This window comes from Neobacillus sp. Fa239, from assembly GCF_055395235.1.
Genome location: NZ_AP041611.1, coordinates 1,140,665 through 1,156,170 on the forward strand (window position 1 = coordinate 1,140,665; position 15,506 = coordinate 1,156,170).

Annotated in this window: 22 protein-coding genes; 16 read left to right on the top strand and 6 right to left on the bottom strand. The window is 39.0% G+C overall.

Features of this window, described 5'->3' with window-relative positions:
* Positions 1-87: 87 nt before the first annotated feature.
* Both ACZ5XR_RS05370 and pepF read left to right on the top strand, forming a co-directional pair.
* Positions 88-1,278 carry a competence protein CoiA gene (locus tag ACZ5XR_RS05370; RefSeq protein ID WP_464500645.1) on the top strand — a complete coding sequence of 397 codons (1,191 nt, stop codon included), beginning with the start codon at positions 88-90 and terminating at the stop codon, positions 1,276-1,278.
* Positions 1,279-1,396: 118 nt separating this feature from the next.
* Complete coding sequence (gene pepF, locus ACZ5XR_RS05375; protein ID WP_464500646.1) at positions 1,397-3,214, top strand: oligoendopeptidase F; 1,818 nt, start codon at positions 1,397-1,399, stop codon at positions 3,212-3,214.
* Positions 3,215-3,245: 31 nt separating this feature from the next.
* Here pepF and ACZ5XR_RS05380 read toward each other — a convergent pair whose 3' ends face one another.
* From ACZ5XR_RS05380 to ACZ5XR_RS05395, 4 genes are all read right to left on the bottom strand, one after another.
* Positions 3,246-3,419 (bottom strand): hypothetical protein, encoded by a 174-nt coding sequence (locus tag ACZ5XR_RS05380; protein WP_464500647.1) that lies wholly within the window; start codon positions 3,417-3,419, stop codon positions 3,246-3,248.
* 301 nt (positions 3,420-3,720) lie between these two features.
* A complete protein-coding gene (locus ACZ5XR_RS05385; RefSeq protein ID WP_464500648.1) occupies positions 3,721-4,590 on the bottom strand; it encodes a ClpXP adapter SpxH family protein in 870 nt (289 codons plus the stop codon).
* A complete protein-coding gene (locus tag ACZ5XR_RS05390) occupies positions 4,587-4,991 on the bottom strand; it encodes a globin domain-containing protein (RefSeq protein WP_464500649.1) in 405 nt (134 codons plus the stop codon). Before ACZ5XR_RS05390 ends, ACZ5XR_RS05385 begins: the two co-directional genes overlap by 4 nt.
* A gap of 52 nt (positions 4,992-5,043) precedes the next feature.
* Positions 5,044-5,658: a CYTH domain-containing protein gene (locus tag ACZ5XR_RS05395; RefSeq protein ID WP_464500650.1), complete on the bottom strand. Its 615-nt coding sequence runs from the start codon at positions 5,656-5,658 to the stop codon at positions 5,044-5,046.
* Between the two features lie 112 nt (positions 5,659-5,770).
* Here ACZ5XR_RS05395 and ACZ5XR_RS05400 point away from each other — a divergent pair, with 112 nt between their 5' ends.
* From ACZ5XR_RS05400 to ACZ5XR_RS05415, 4 genes are read left to right on the top strand one after another with little or no spacing between them, the layout of a single operon-like run.
* On the top strand, positions 5,771-6,136 hold the full coding sequence (locus ACZ5XR_RS05400) for a UPF0738 family protein (RefSeq protein ID WP_464500651.1): 366 nt from the start codon (positions 5,771-5,773) through the stop codon (positions 6,134-6,136).
* Positions 6,137-6,153: 17 nt separating this feature from the next.
* A complete protein-coding gene (gene yjbM, locus ACZ5XR_RS05405; RefSeq protein ID WP_464500652.1) occupies positions 6,154-6,789 on the top strand; it encodes a GTP diphosphokinase in 636 nt (211 codons plus the stop codon).
* Positions 6,790-6,814: 25 nt separating this feature from the next.
* Positions 6,815-7,609, top strand: coding sequence for an NAD kinase (locus tag ACZ5XR_RS05410; protein WP_464500653.1), 795 nt, complete (start codon positions 6,815-6,817; stop codon positions 7,607-7,609).
* A 14-nt stretch (positions 7,610-7,623) separates the two neighbouring features.
* Positions 7,624-8,523 (top strand): RluA family pseudouridine synthase, encoded by a 900-nt coding sequence (locus tag ACZ5XR_RS05415; protein WP_464500654.1) that lies wholly within the window; start codon positions 7,624-7,626, stop codon positions 8,521-8,523.
* A 24-nt stretch (positions 8,524-8,547) separates the two neighbouring features.
* Here ACZ5XR_RS05415 and prpE read toward each other — a convergent pair whose 3' ends face one another.
* Entirely contained in the window at positions 8,548-9,288 is a 741-nt protein-coding gene (gene prpE, locus ACZ5XR_RS05420; RefSeq protein WP_464500655.1) for a bis(5'-nucleosyl)-tetraphosphatase PrpE, read from the bottom strand.
* Between the two features lie 210 nt (positions 9,289-9,498).
* Here prpE and fabI point away from each other — a divergent pair, with 210 nt between their 5' ends.
* Positions 9,499-10,269, top strand: a complete 771-nt coding sequence (gene fabI / locus ACZ5XR_RS05425; protein ID WP_464500656.1) for an enoyl-ACP reductase FabI — start codon at positions 9,499-9,501, stop codon at positions 10,267-10,269.
* A gap of 130 nt (positions 10,270-10,399) precedes the next feature.
* A complete protein-coding gene (locus ACZ5XR_RS05430) occupies positions 10,400-10,879 on the top strand; it encodes a CotO family spore coat protein (protein WP_464500657.1) in 480 nt (159 codons plus the stop codon).
* A gap of 40 nt (positions 10,880-10,919) precedes the next feature.
* On the opposite strand, the gene ACZ5XR_RS05435 is transcribed toward ACZ5XR_RS05430, so the two are convergent.
* The gene (locus ACZ5XR_RS05435; RefSeq protein ID WP_464500658.1) at positions 10,920-11,420 is read right to left on the bottom strand and encodes a CotY/CotZ family spore coat protein; all 501 of its coding nucleotides are present in this window, start codon (positions 11,418-11,420) and stop codon (positions 10,920-10,922) included.
* 132 nt (positions 11,421-11,552) lie between these two features.
* On the opposite strand from ACZ5XR_RS05435, the gene ACZ5XR_RS05440 reads away from it, so the two are divergent.
* From ACZ5XR_RS05440 to spoVIF, 8 genes are all read left to right on the top strand, one after another.
* Entirely contained in the window at positions 11,553-11,909 is a 357-nt protein-coding gene (locus tag ACZ5XR_RS05440; RefSeq protein WP_464500659.1) for a DUF1360 domain-containing protein, read from the top strand.
* Positions 11,910-11,995: 86 nt separating this feature from the next.
* Entirely contained in the window at positions 11,996-12,127 is a 132-nt protein-coding gene (locus ACZ5XR_RS05445; RefSeq protein WP_464500660.1) for a hypothetical protein, read from the top strand.
* 150 nt (positions 12,128-12,277) lie between these two features.
* Positions 12,278-12,745: a YhcN/YlaJ family sporulation lipoprotein gene (locus tag ACZ5XR_RS05450; protein WP_464500661.1), complete on the top strand. Its 468-nt coding sequence runs from the start codon at positions 12,278-12,280 to the stop codon at positions 12,743-12,745.
* Positions 12,746-12,761: 16 nt separating this feature from the next.
* Complete coding sequence (gene spoVAC, locus ACZ5XR_RS05455; protein WP_464500662.1) at positions 12,762-13,238, top strand: stage V sporulation protein AC; 477 nt, start codon at positions 12,762-12,764, stop codon at positions 13,236-13,238.
* A complete protein-coding gene (spoVAD, locus tag ACZ5XR_RS05460; RefSeq protein ID WP_464500663.1) occupies positions 13,239-14,258 on the top strand; it encodes a stage V sporulation protein AD in 1,020 nt (339 codons plus the stop codon). It abuts the gene before it with no gap.
* 4 nt (positions 14,259-14,262) lie between these two features.
* On the top strand, positions 14,263-14,619 hold the full coding sequence (gene spoVAE / locus ACZ5XR_RS05465) for a stage V sporulation protein AE (protein WP_464500664.1): 357 nt from the start codon (positions 14,263-14,265) through the stop codon (positions 14,617-14,619).
* A gap of 117 nt (positions 14,620-14,736) precedes the next feature.
* The gene (locus ACZ5XR_RS05470) at positions 14,737-14,850 is read left to right on the top strand and encodes a YjcZ family sporulation protein (RefSeq protein ID WP_464500665.1); all 114 of its coding nucleotides are present in this window, start codon (positions 14,737-14,739) and stop codon (positions 14,848-14,850) included.
* Positions 14,851-14,981: 131 nt separating this feature from the next.
* Positions 14,982-15,236: a sporulation-specific transcription regulator SpoVIF gene (gene spoVIF, locus ACZ5XR_RS05475; RefSeq protein ID WP_464502231.1), complete on the top strand. Its 255-nt coding sequence runs from the start codon at positions 14,982-14,984 to the stop codon at positions 15,234-15,236.
* Positions 15,237-15,506 lie beyond the last annotated feature (270 nt).

Genomic DNA, 15,506 nt, shown 5'->3' on the forward strand with positions numbered 1-15,506 from the left:
TCAAAAAATATTTGATTGCTTTTTTGTATTTTTGGAGGATTTTGTTAATTATTATCGAATTATAAAGAAAAAAGGAGGTGGTTTATCGTGCTGAAGGCACGTACTAAGAGTGGCAAAATAATTTGTTTGGGCAATGACTATCCAAAAGAGACACTCTTAACATTACGTAAAAGAGAGGAATTCATTTGTCCGCTTTGTGGTGAACGTGTATTACTCAAATTAGGAGATAAGCGGATTTTTCATTTTGCCCATAAACAAGGAGGAAATTGCCGAGATTTATACGAAAATGAATCAATCTATCATATGGAGGGGAAACGCCAACTTTATCAATGGCTATTGAATCAAAAAATACCGGCTATTCTCGAGTTTTATGATCAAGACATCCAGCAGCGCCCCGACATTATGTTTGAATATGAAGGGAATAAATATGTAATTGAATATCAATGCTCTACGATCAAAGAAGAAATCTTCATAAAAAGAACAAACAGTTATTGGCAAAATAAATATATACCTATTTGGATTATTGATGGGAAACAGCTACACTTAAAGAAACAAAATATCGCCGTTTTATCAAACTTTCAATATTTATTTTTACGGAAAGCTTCTGATGGAAGTTTTTATATCCCTGCCTACTGCCCCGAAAAAAGACTCTTTCAAATCATTGGGTCCATTTTACCCTATTCCATAAAGAATACATTTGTACAAACTTCCTTTTGTTCACTTGAAGAGATGAATGTATCTTCTCTATTGAAACCAACTATCCTGAGCCAGCTTAATTTTAAACATTGGAATGATGAAATTGACAGATTTAAATTGAATTGGTCGCTCCATCCAAATCCAAGAGATGGTTTTCTCCATGAGATTTATAATCATAACTTAAATCTAAGTTTATTACCGCCGGAAATTGGCCTGCCTGTCTTTCATTCCCCCTTTATTCAAACCTCTCCAATCATTTGGCAAACCTACCTTTATATAGATCTATTGCAAAAAAAGAAGCCAGGCTTTTTATTTCATATGGATGAAATTGAGCGTTGGTTGATCAAAAGAATGAAGAGAAAAGAAATTCATATTCGAAAGCTTCCTCAGATTCAGGAAATGAAACCAATAGATGCCGTTTTAGATTACCTTAACATTCTGGTAAAACTCGACGTTTTGTCTAGAAAGGATAAGTGGTTTCAACTTAAAAAGAATCTTTCCATTCCCCAATCCAATCGGGAAAAAGAAGAGATGAACCAACTTTTTTTCCAAAAATATCTTGAACAATATAGAAAACAATAAATGAAATTCTTAATAGAGGCATAATATAAAAAAGTAATTCATAAAGGGATTTGGTAGGAAATGGTGAATAATTTATAAGAGTCTTTTTCTTAAAACGATGTTGAATGGAGGATAAAGAATGGCAAACGAAACCGCAGTAAAAACCCTGCAAGCAAGAAATGCAATCCCGGTGGAGGAAACCTGGAAATTAGAAGATATCTTTGCAAGTGATGAAGCATGGGAAAAAGAATTTCAAGACGTTAAAAAAGAAATACCAGGAATTAAGGAATATGAAGGAAAGCTGGGCGAAAGTGCGGAGACTCTTTATAACGCCCTGCAATTTCAAGATAAGCTTCTTGAAAGAATTGGCAAACTTTATGCATACTCTCACATGAGATATGATCAAGATACAACGAATTCATTCTATCAAGGCTTAGACGATCGGATGAAAAATATGTATTCCCAGGCTGCAAGCGGGCTTGCCTTTATCGTTCCCGAGATACTGGATATTGATGAAAGCAAAGTAAAAGACTTTTTAAATGAAAAACCGGAATTAAAACTCTATGAGCATTCTTTAGAAGAGATCAATCTTCAGCGGCCGCATGTTCTAACAGCTGAACAAGAAGCATTGTTAGCAGAGGCAGGAGAGGTTATGGATGCTTCAAGTAATACCTTTGGAATGCTGAACAATGCTGATATGGAGTTTCCATCCATTAAAGATGAAAATGGGGAAGAAGTAGAGATTACCCATGGACGATATATTCGTTTTCTCGAAAGTAAAGACCAACGTGTTCGCCATGATGCCTTTAAGGCGGTGTATGAAACATATGGAAAATTCCGTAATACTTTTGCCAGTACTTTAAGCGGTAATGTGAAAAAAGATAATTTTAATGCAAGAATTAGGAAGTATGATTCAGCACGACAAGCTGCTCTTGCAGCAAATAATATTCCGGAAAGTGTTTATGATAATCTTGTTAATACCGTTAATGAGCAATTGCCGTTATTACATCGTTACATAAAGCTGAGAAAAAAGGTACTTGGGCTTAAAGAACTTCATATGTATGACTTGTATACTCCGCTTGTTAAAGATGTTCATATGGAAATCAGCTATGAAGAGGCTAAAGAGTTAGTCCTAAAAGGTTTAGCCCCTTTAGGTGAGGAGTATGCAAAAGTATTAAAAGATGGTTTTGAAAATCGCTGGGTAGATGTTCATGAAAACAAAGGAAAGCGAAGCGGGGCATATTCATCCGGTGCGTACGGAACCAATCCATATATTCTCATGAATTGGCAGGACAATGTAAACAACTTGTTTACATTAGCACATGAATTTGGCCACTCTGTCCATAGCTATTACACAAGAAAATCACAGCCGTACCCATATGGAAACTATTCGATCTTTGTAGCTGAGGTGGCCTCTACCTGCAATGAAGCACTTTTGAATGATTATTTATTAAAAACCATTGACGATGAACAAAAGCGAATCTATCTGCTCAATCATTATTTAGAAGGATTCCGCGGCACTGTTTTCCGACAAACAATGTTTGCAGAATTTGAGCATCTGATCCATCAAAAATTGCAAAATAATGAGGCATTGACGGCTGATTTATTAACAAAGGAATATTATAATTTGAACCAAAAATATTTTGGTGAAGAGGATATTGTTATCGATGAGGAAATTGGCTTGGAATGGTCCAGAATTCCACATTTCTACTACAATTATTATGTCTACCAATATGCAACCGGCTTTAGTGCTGCAACGGCATTAAGCAAGCAGATTCTTGAAGAAGGCGAGCCTGCTGTCAAACGTTATATTGATTTTCTAAGTGCAGGAAGCTCAGATTATCCAATTGAGGTATTGAAAAAAGCCGGGGTTGATATGACAAATGCAGATGTGATTAAAGACGCCTGCAAAGTATTTGAAGCAAAACTGGGTGAATTGGAACAATTATTATCCTAATAAAAAGGGGATGGGCAAATGGCCCATCCCTTTAAAAGCCTTTAAATCGTTTTCGATTATTTACATAATAGAGTAAGATAAAAATCGACAAAAATAAAAGCGGGATACTAATCAATAATGGGAAAACATGAAGTAATGCAAGTAAATGAAGAATGAAGGTGCAAATAAAAAAAACAAGCATCAGAACGATAGGAAGTTTTGTCATAAATGAAAGCCACCTCTGATTTTATTGAAGAGATCTACAATAAGTCTATTGTCCAATTTATGAAATTATGATATTTTGACAATATTGTGAAACAAAGCACAATCTTATTGTAACCCTTAAAAGCACATGATATATTTATCTCGTGAAGTTGATCACTACAAACATAAACCCCTTTGTTTGACCGTGAAAGATTTCTCCCATCCCCTTTGTTCGTATTTATAGAAAAAGGCCTTGCAGCACCGGTGCTGCAAGGCCTTTTCGTTCAATAAAAATAAATGCCTGTGTCGTGAATCAATAAAGATTACTCCTCAATATATCTCCAGAATGTACCATATTTAGCCGGGATCTGTTCGACTATTTGTTTTAAAAGCAGCTTTTTCATTTCCCGTTCCACTTGTGAAATCGACATATTATATACGACCGCGATTTCCTTTGAAGCTACAAATTTAAAAAATTTCATAAATGTTTCTAAGTGGGGCGGTGGCGATTGGATAGGACGCTCAGAAAGCATTTCTTCTAAAATTTGAACATAAATCTCATACGGATACGCACCCGTTATTTTGATTCCTTCATCTTCTACATTTTCATTGAAGAAAACGAGTGTGGGGATTTCCTTAACATCCATTTCAGATGTAATTTTTAAATCACACTGGAAAGCCTTGGCAGCACTTTCAGAATGAATATCTGAAATAAATTCATCAAGATCTAATCCTGTATCATTAGCACAATCCTTAAGGATTTCAAGATTGGAAATATTTTTTTTATCTAAAAAAAGCACCTCTTGAAGCTTCCGAAGAAAACGGAAGCCTGCTCTTCTTCCTTGCAGTTCGGCTGCTTTTATGGCAATTGAAACGATATAAGGGGATGATACCGGATCTTCCAGCCAAAGGCTGCCATCACACGACATCCCTGATCTGCTTGCGGTCTTTTCCCATTGGTCCGCAATATTTTCAAAGTTCTTTTTCCTGGTTAAGTTTAAATCAGCGATCCTCCCGCTAAGTACATGCTTAATGGAAAAATAACGTCCATATTCAATTTGAAGCTTCTTTAGAATAGGTTCAAGCGCCCAGCACTCAGGGCACAATGGGTCGATAAATATATATATTTCAATTGGTTTTTTATCATTGCCACTGCAATACTGTTTAGAGCTTGAATGTTTATAACTGCTCACTTTTCTTCACCAGATTCTTGTGGCTCAGGCGTATTGATCATATGCTGCGCTGTCAAATGGAGCCGTGAGTAAAATTCTTCTCTTAATGGACCTTCCAATCCAACCATGTCCATAGCTTGCTGCATACATGATAACCAAGCCTTTGCACGAGTTGGAGTCACCGGAAATGGTAAATGACGCGCCCGCATCATCGGATGACCGTGTTCATCTGTATACAACGAGGGGCCGCCTAAATATTGGGTTAAAAATTGCTTTTGCTTGCGAGCAATTTCATTAAAAGAATTTGGGAATATTGGTGCGAGGTCAGGATGTTGTGCAACCAGCCCATAAAAAGTGTCCACAAGACGGTGTAGGGTTTGTTCGCCGATGGCCTCGAATGGTGTAGGCTTACTCTCAATCATGTTGACAACTCCTTTATGTATGTTTGTAAGTTTTATTTTATCAATGGATATTTCATATCTCAAATAAATCGCTTTGGGATTGTAATTTTCTCATCTTTTCATAAAACCGCTGAATTTTATTATTCGTTTGCCGCTTTGGAATTTTAAGCCACTCCAGCATCTCGTTAAATACTCTTTTTCCTTCTTCATAATCAGTCACTTCATATTCCAATTCAAAATCTTCTGCAGATAAATAAACGCTATGATCTAAAACCAGTAATCCGTTCTTATAGTTTAATTCTGCCCTATATGTTTTTAAAGAACCAAAATAGATGATCTGTGGAAAAGAGATGCCTAAATTCATAATTATTTCCTTGATTTTTCCAGATGGAAGTATCCCGGTTTGAATGGCCACATTGGCTTCTTCCTCGGTTAACAATTGATTTGTTTCAACTAGTCCAACAGGTGCGGGTTGTTTCAATGTCATTTCGTATTGGTCCTTTTTCCTGCGGATGCGTAAGGCGGAATTTTGCTGCTTAAGAGCAAAATCCAATGTATCAAAGTAATGATTTTCTTGAGGGATGATTTTTTTTTCGGTTATCTGAAATTCCTGAAGGAGCATGTTATATTCTGTTTCTGTCAGCATATTTTTAAATTCAATTTCGATTGTTTCTGACAACGAATTCACTTCTTTCTGTCAAGTCTTTCTTTATTATCTTATCTTTTAAAAAACTGTGCAAATCTTGGGGGAATTGGTTAGATTATGATAAAATAAGGGGGTGAAAGATGGAGGGAATAATATGAAAAAAATAATCACCATAATCAGTTCAACAATGAGAGAAAATAAACTATGTGTAGCTGTAAATGAATCATTAAAGGGCTTGGTGCCTGCTGAACAAATTCTTGTGGATTCAGAGAACTATACTTTTATATATTTAATGGAGGACAAAGAGGATTATACCTATATTACTTTTCCTGAAGACCTATGGCCTGTCTTAAAGAGCGCATTAGAGCAGCATATACCAGTACTGGCCGTTTATAATGAAGAACATATTGAATTAACAAATTTCCTTGAAGAGTTGGAATATATTATCAGTAATATAAAAGGAAATAGTAACTATGGAAAAGAAATGGTCACAAGAGTAGAGAAGCTTTTCTTGGCCTAATGGGGTGGAGGGAAACCATGATACATTGGGAAGTATTTTTAGCTCCCTATAAACAAGCGGTTGAAGAGCTAAAAATAAAATTAAAAGGGATGAGAGGTCAATTTGAGCTTGATTCAAGTCATTCACCTATAGAATTTGTAACTGGCAGAGTGAAACCAATCGCGAGCATTCTGGATAAATCCATTCAAAAAGGAATTCCGCTCGAAAAATTGGAAGAAATGCAGGACATTGCCGGTTTACGAATGATGTGTCAGTTTGTCGATGACATCCACACTGTTGTCAACTTATTAAGAAATCGAAATGATTTAGAAATTATCGAGGAAAGAGACTACATTTCTCATAAAAAAACAAGCGGATACCGCTCCTATCATGTTGTAATCCGCTACCCAGTGCAAACCATTCACGGAGAAAAAAAGATCCTTGCTGAAATTCAAATTCGCACGCTTGCGATGAATTTTTGGGCAACCATTGAGCATTCGCTTAATTATAAATATAAAGGAGTTTTTCCATCCGATATTAAAATGCGGCTGCAGCGTGCGGCGGAGGCGGCCTTCCGCTTGGACGAAGAAATGTCATTAATTCGCGGTGAAATCCAGGAGGCGCAAGCCTTTTTTACGAGAAAGAAAGAACTAAAGCAGGAAGATAGTAACTAATAACCGCTACAAGGAGCATATACCAATGAAATTTGCGATTACATCTAAAGGAGATCAAAAATCGAATATCCTGATGCACAAAATGAGAACATACTTGCTTGATTTTGATCTTATTTATGATGAAGACCAACCAGATATTGTCGTGTCAATTGGCGGTGATGGAACGCTGCTATATGCTTTCCACCGATATAGCAGCCGTTTGGATAAAACGGCTTTTGTGGGGATTCATACCGGTCATCTCGGGTTCTATGCGGATTGGATCCCGGATGAGATTGAGAAGCTTGTGATTGCCATTGCCAAAACACCTTACCAGGTGGTTGAATACCCGCTCCTTGAAGTGATTATTCGTTACCAGCATGCAGGTAAGGAATCCAGATATCTCGCATTAAACGAGTCAACAGTAAAGAGTGTCGAGGGCACTTTAGTCATGGATCTTGAGATACGCGGCCAGCATTTTGAACGTTTCCGCGGTGATGGGCTTTGCGTATCCACTCCTTCCGGCAGTACTGCCTATAACAAGGCGCTGGGAGGAGCGATTATTCATCCGTCCATTTCTGCTATTCAGGTGGCGGAAATGGCCTCGATCAATAATAAAGTTTTCCGAACGGTAGGGTCGCCATTAATTTTGCCTTCGCACCATACTTGTATGCTGAAGCCCGTCAATCGATCCGATTTTCAAGTGACCATTGACCACCTTACACTTCTTCATAAGGATGTCAAATCAATTCAATTCCGGGTACCGGAAGAAAAAATCCGTTTTGCACGCTTTCGGCCTTTTCCTTTCTGGAAACGAGTCCATGATTCGTTTATATCGGATTAATCGGGGGCAAAAGCATGTCTTCACGTTTTCAACTAAAATGGATCAGCGACCAACAGCATACTGGTTGGCTTTTAAAGGAGTTTCTTAAAGAGAAGGAAATTTCCCGCGCCGCTTTAACCGATATCAAATTTAAAGGCGGGACAATCCTTGTAAATGCAGAAGAAGTAAATGTCCGCTTTAAGCTGTCAGCGGGTGATGTCGTTACGATAATCTTCCCGCAAGAAAGCCCAAGCGCCGGTGTCACAGGGGAAGATATTCCTTTGGATATACTTTATGAGGATGAATACCTTCTTGTGGTAAATAAACCTGCCGGCATGAGTACGATTCCTTCAAGGGAGCACCCGACCGGGAGCCTTGCCAATGCCTTGGTTGGCTATTACCAGAAGATTGGCTTAATGGCCACTTCCCATGTGGTTACCAGGCTGGACCGTGATACATCGGGTATCGTTTTAATTGCCAAACATCGCCATGTGCATCATTTATTCAGCAAAGAGCAGCAAGCCGGCAATGTCAAAAGAACCTATGAGGCTATTGCTGGGGGAATATTGTCATTGGATCAAGGTACGATAAATGAGCCTATCGGCAGAAAAAGCGATAGTATTATTGAAAGAGAAGTACGGTCTGATGGACAATATGCCTGTACGCATTTTACTGTCCTTGAAAGGTATAAAACCTTTACACATATCGAGCTTCGGCTTGAAACAGGGAGAACTCATCAAATTCGAGTTCATATGTCTTTTTTGGGGCATCCCCTTTTAGGTGATGATTTATATGGAGGAGAGATGTCGTTAATTAATCGGCAGGCGCTTCATTGCCGGCAAATATCTTATGTTCATCCTTTTTTTGGTGAAGAGATGACTTATATTGCGCCGTTTCCTCAAGATATGCATAATGTTTTACAGGCTGACCAGTAAGCTTGGGTCAGCCTTTCATTGTTTTTAAGCAAATTCTTTAAATTTTTCCTCCACATATGACATAGTAGAAGGAACTGAAACAATCTCCATTTCAGGATACCTTATGGCTGTGAGACTTCCACCGAAAACGGCTCCGGTATCAATGTTATAGGTATTATTGATGATCCGGGGACTTTTCACCGGGGTATGACCATAAACGATACAGGCAGACCCGTCATATTCTTTGGCCCAATCCCTGCGAACCGGTGATCCATCCGGATGTTTTTCACCTGTTATATCACCGTAAAGAACAAATGTCTTAACCTTGGAACCCGTTTGGCCGATTAAGGACTTTTTGATTCCGGCATGGGCAATAACCAGATGTCCTCCATCCAAAATTAAATACAGCGGAGCCTTTTCATAAAGGCCGATAAATTTATTTCGAATGGCTCGCTGATCTTGTTTAGATAATAATTGATATTCGGCCTCTGTCGTTTCAAGCCCATGGGTAACCTGTACCTTATTGCCGAGAAAGTATCGATATAATTTGTTGCAATGGTTTCCAGGCGTATAATAAGCTTTTTCCTGCTCGATGACTAACCTCCAGACAATTTCGATCACCTTTAATGACGCTGGGCCGCGGTCTGTTAAATCACCAACGAATCCAAGCACCCTATTTTCAGGATGAAGCGGAATTCCACTTTCCCAATCGTAGCCAAGTTTTTTTGTAAGCTCAGTAAATTCAAAGAAACAACCGTGAATATCTCCGATAATATCGATTTCCATGAGAAGAACCCCTTTCATCAAATTATTTTTTGTTAAAGTAGTTAGTTTTATTGCTTTTAATTTCACTCTCAACCTTTTGAGTACGGATGAAAGTAATAACTTGCAAAATTGAGTGGAAAACTAATGAAGGTACATACTTTTCAATTTTTCTATAATAGTGTAAAATTAGTACCAAGTGCTAATAACTTGTAATAGGAGGATATATATTTTATGACACTTTCTTTAGCTGGAAAAACATTTGTGGTAATGGGTGTAGCCAATAAACGCAGCATTGCCTGGGGGATTGCCCGCTCCCTTCATACTGCCGGGGCAAGATTAATTTTTACATATGCTGGTGAAAGATTAGAAAGCAGTGTCCGTGATTTGGCCAATTCATTAGAAGCAGAAGGGACACTTGTATTGCCTTGTGATGTAACAAGTGATGAAGATATTGCAAAATGCTTTGCTGAAATAAAAGAAGCAGCTGGGACGATTCATGGAATTGCTCACTGTATTGCTTTTGCTAAAACGGAAGAATTGAAAGGCGAATATTTGAACACGACAAGAGATGGTTTCTTACTAGCGCAAAATATCAGTTCCTACTCCTTAACGGCAGTTGCAAAAGAGGCAAGGGGATTAATGACAGAAGGCGGAAGCATCGTCACTCTAACCTATCTAGGCGGGGAGCGTGCCATCCAAAACTATAATGTGATGGGTGTGGCAAAGGCTTCGCTTGATGCAAGTGTTCGTTATTTGGCATCAGACCTTGGTAAAGACGGCATTCGCGTAAATTCCATCTCTGCCGGGCCAATCAGAACCTTATCTGCTAAGGGTGTCGGGGATTTTAACTCCATCTTAAAGGAAATTGAAGAAAAAGCTCCATTACGGAGAACAACCACACCAGAAGAAGTCGGCGACACAGCTGCATTTCTTTTCAGCGACATGTCCCGTGGAATTACAGGCGAAAACATCCACGTTGATTCCGGATACCACATTTTATAATCTAACAAGAGGCTGTACCTTAACTGGGTCAGTCTCTTTTTAATTTGAAAAAAATACTTTCAAGTGAACGGCTATGGGCAATCTGCATACATATAGAGTGTAGGAATTCGTATGATGGAGGTGTGCTTTTATGGCGGAAAAGAAAGAACAAAGTCCTTTGCTTTATATTTACCAGCCTTTTGCAAGAACTCCTTCAATTAAAATGCAGGATGTTTATACAAACAGACGGGAAAAGGGCTTGAAGGAAGTGGACCAGCAAAAGGAAGTGCCAATTCAAGAAGCAGTGCCGATCGAAGTCACGGTTTCGGGAAAGCAGGAGGTAATCAACCAGGAGGTAAAAAAACAGGAAAATGAGAATCAAAAATTTTCATTTAAAAAGGTAAAAAGCTTTAAGGATATGAATATAAAGGAAAAATTAGAGTATTTAATTGACTTTCCAACGGTATTACCGCCCCAGCCATGTGTATTTTATGTAAAGGATAAAAGTTATCAGGGGTATTTACAAGATTACCAAGACCAAGAAATAACCATCCTATTTCATGATCAATCCACAAAAACGATACCGCTTAGTTCATTAAAAAATGTCATCATGATTGGCATAAAAAAATAGAAAAAAGCCAGCCGTTTTCGCGACTGGCTTATTTTATGAATCACATATTACAAATTCCCAAGTTCACATCAGCAATACATTGAACGGCGCAGAAGCATTTAAGATCTACGGTCACGCAATCGTTGCTGGCACGGAAGCGATCAACCTTACAAACTTGTGATAGATCGATTTTCCCGTTAGTAACTAGATTCACCGGTACGAAGTTATTACCTTCTTTTTTGCCAGGGACTAAAACGCGAAGCGTTGCACAGCAATTATCGAATACGTCTTCTACGCGGAAGAAGATCGATACACATGCATTATTTTCATCGCTGAAGAACGCATGGAAGGGATTCCCTTCATCATCGCTTAAAACGAATACCCGTGTATCCACCGGATTCCTACTTGCTGGTGATACTAATGAACCAAGTGGTTCAGTAAAACAACTGGTACATTCTTGACATTCTGGCTCAACAGCAGTATCTTGAATATCTTTAATGGCACGCACTACTTCGCATACACAGTTGCCGCGAAAATCATCATTATGTTTCCCACAACCCATTTATTTTTCCTCCTTAATCCGTGATATATATCTTACATTACTAACATATTTCACAGCACCCAATTGGGTTACGGACAATTGCCTTTTTTAAGAAAATTAGGCTAATACACAAAACAAGAGGAGAATATTTTTATGAAAATCAGTGTATTTGAATTTGTTCTTTTAGCCCTGTCTAGCTTTAGACTAACAAGATTGCTTGTTTTCGATAAAATAACGACATTTCTTCGCAGGCCATTTTTTCAAGAGGTGAAGGAAGAAGATGAGGAAGGAGTGATTGAAGTCTATTACCTGCCAAAAGACACGCCAATCAAAAAATTTATTGGCGAGCTGCTTAGCTGCTACTGGTGCACCGGGATTTGGTCATCAATCGCTTTAGTGTTAATTTTTTATTTGATTCCGGCGTATTCTCATCCGATTATACTGGTATTGGCAATTGCCGGGCTTGCTTCTATTTTGGAAAGTATGATTCAGCTAATAATAGACAAATAAATGGAAAATGGTTATTCGCAGGTACAAGTTTTATCTTCATCACATATGCTAACTAATATGAATCAACTAAAATGGAGTGGGACAAAATGATGGATAAGGAAACAGAGTCTACCCAATCATCAACCCAAGATAATACTCAATCAACGTCTAATTCAAATAAACAATCAAAATCGAATAAGAAAAAAGGCTGCGGCTGCGGTAAAAAATCATCCTTATAATTTTGGCAGCCAGTCACTGGGTAATGATGAAAAAGAAACTGCTGGTTATTCTGGCAGTTTTTTTATGTTCATTCATTCATAATTTTTTTATATCTCGAAAAAACTATTGTGTAGAGGTAATTCCAAAATTGGTTAATGGAAGGGAACTAGATGAATGGGATGAAACGTCTGATCTTACTTACTTGTATATTAATGCTGGCATCCTGCAGCCAAAACCAAAAGGTAAAGGATAGTCAATTGGCGTTAATCAAAACGACTAACCCAAGCCCCATAACAACGGATCGAAATAAAAGAACCGATGAAGTAGAGAAAATTAAAAAAGATGTCAGTTCATTTCCGGAAATTTATGACGTTGCCGTTGTCAAAGGTAAAAAAGATACGCTTGTCGCCTATAAAGTGAAGCATATGCACCGCTTTAAAATGGAGAATATTGAAAAAAAACTAAATCAAAAGCTTGAAAAGAGATTCCCGAAGGAGAATTTTACCGTTTCCAGTGACTATAAGATTTTTCTTGAGGCCGTTAGGTTAAATGAGCGGATGAAAGCCCGAAAATTATCTCATATCCAGGCGGAAAAACGCCTGCAGCAAATAATTAAAATGACAAAAGATATGACATAAGAAGGGGAGATAATAAATGGCGAGCAAACAAAAAAATATGACTCCACAGCAGCAAAATTATCAAAAGCTTCAACAAAAACATGAACTAAAAAGACCTGTATTAAAAAATTGTCTGAAGGCTTTTTTCGTTGGAGGATTGATTTGCGTCATTGGTCAATCCGTCAGCTATTTTTATATTTATTTTTTTAACTTTACAGAAAAAACAGCCGGTAATCCTACAGTGGCAACAATGGTTTTCTTCTCGATGCTGTTAACGGGATTTGGGGTTTATGACCGAATCGGGCAATTTGCTGGGGCGGGAAGTGCCGTTCCTGTTACAGGATTCGGAAATGCAGTCATTTCAGCCGCGATTGAGCACCGGACAGAAGGTTTTGTATTAGGGGTAGGGGGAAATATGTTCAAGCTTGCCGGTTCCGTTATTCTGTTTGGAGTATTTTCAGCCTTTGTGGTGGCATTAATCAGAACGTTACTGGCAATGTGGGGGGTTTTGTAATTGTTAAAAGGTCATCAATCCTGGATCTTTTCTAATCGGCCAATGATCATGGAAACAGGTGTAACCGGAGGTCCATTTGAAGCAAACAGCAATTTAGCCAATGATTTTGATCTTCTACATGAAGATTTATGGATGGGAATGGAATCCTACGAAAAAGCCCATCGTGTTCTACTGGAAGAAGCAATGAAAACCGCGATTACGAAAGCGAAAATTCAAAAAGAACAAATCCAATTTTTATTTGCCGGAGATTTAATCAACCAAATTACCCCGACGAGCTTTGCAGCTAGAACGATGCAAGTCCCTTACTTTGGTCTTTTTGGTGCCTGTTCCACGTCGATGGAGGGGTTGGCCCTTGCATCCTTTGTGGTGAATTATCAAGGAGCCAAGTATGTTTTAACGGGTGCCTCGAGCCACAATGCTGCTGTTGAAAAGCAATTCCGCTATCCAACGGAATATGGCGGTCAAAAGCCGCCCACCGCACAATGGACAGTGACAGGTGCCGGTGTTGCCCTCGTTGCTCCAAATGATTCAGCCAAAGCTGCTCCCGTTACTACATCAGCTACGATCGGAAAAGTCATTGACATGGGTTTATCCGATCCGTTTAATATGGGTGGTGCAATGGCCCCGGCAGCAGCAGATACGATAATGGCCCATTTTCGCGATCTGGAAATCGACCCTACATATTATGATTTAATTGTCACAGGCGACCTTGGAAGAATCGGACATGATACTGCGTTTGAACTCATTAATAAAAGCGGTTTGAAATTAGAAAGAGGGCAATTTCAAGACTGTGGTTTGCTCCTTTACAAAGATGACCAGCCTGTTCAATCAGGTGGAAGCGGGGCAGGCTGTTCGGCAACGGTTTTATATGGTCATTTGCTAAACCAAATGAAAAAAGGAGTTTATAAACGGATTTTAGTCGTTGCAACGGGCGCCTTATTATCGCCAATCAGCTTTCAGCAAAAAGAATCCATTCCATGTATCGCTCATGCCGTCTCAATCGAAATGAATGGGGAGTGATGATATGTTAGCTATGTATTTTTGGGCATTTGTGATTGGAGGAATTATTTGTGTGATCGGACAGCTGTTATTTGACGTGGCAAAGCTGACCCCGGGTCATACATTAAGTGCACTCGTTGTGGCGGGTGCGATTCTGGATGGATTTGGACTCTACGAACCGCTTATTAATTTTGCCGGAGCCGGGGCGACGATTCCGATTACCAGTTTTGGTAATGCTCTCGTGCACGGAGCTCTTCAGGAAGCAAAGGTGCATGGGCTTGTGGGTGTATTAACCGGAATGTTTGAAGTTACGAGCTCTGGGATTTCGGCAGCAATCATTTTTGGTTTTATAGGTGCCCTGCTGTTTAAGCCGAAAGGATAAATTGTAGGTCAAGGTACATTTTTGATAACTGCACTTTGGATAGGACACAGCCTATACACATTTTTGAGTTATCTCATATGTTATAAGTGAGATTACAAAAGTGAGGTGACTCTTTCTATGTGCTTCGGATACGGCGGCTATGGCTACGGCGGTTTCTACGGCGGTTCTACTTTCGTATTAATCGTTGTATTGTTTATTCTTTTAATCATTGTTGGTGCAAGCTTCTATTAAGAAATACTGAACTGCACTCAGAGAGAGGGTTGGCCAGAATAATGGCCAGCCCTTTCTTTGTAACCGAATCACCTTTTCACCCAATCTTCATACAATAAAAGTAGTTTTATGAAGGAGCGTGAGAGTTGAATATGGATAATGGGTTCTTTAAAAATATTGAAAAGAAAACAGGCGTAAATATGAAAGACATTTTTGATTTAGCTAATTCGCTGCAGAATGCAAATTTTAAAGATGAAGCAACTGTACGCAGTGTCATTCAAAGGGTATCGAAATTGGCCAATAAACCGGTAAACAAAGATTTAGAAGATCAAATTGTAAAGTCGATTGTGAATGATGGTAAGTCTCTTGATTTCAATACCATTTCTAAGATGATGAATAAAAAGTAATCAAAAAAGGCCGCTTTCCAGGCAGGAAATTGGCCTTTTTGTTGTTGTTTAACTTAAAAAGAGGGGGAGTTGATTTCAGCGAAGTGGCCTCGCTTTCCGCGGGGAGGTCCGGGAGCCTCCTCGGCGCTTTGGCGCCTGCGGGGTCTCCCGTGACCTCTTCATCCCGCAGGACATTGAATTACATCCTTGAATCCGCCCACGCACGAAGGGAATGCGATAGCATTTTCGAGGAGTCGAGCGCCCTCCGCTCCAATCAACTTCTCACTGAAC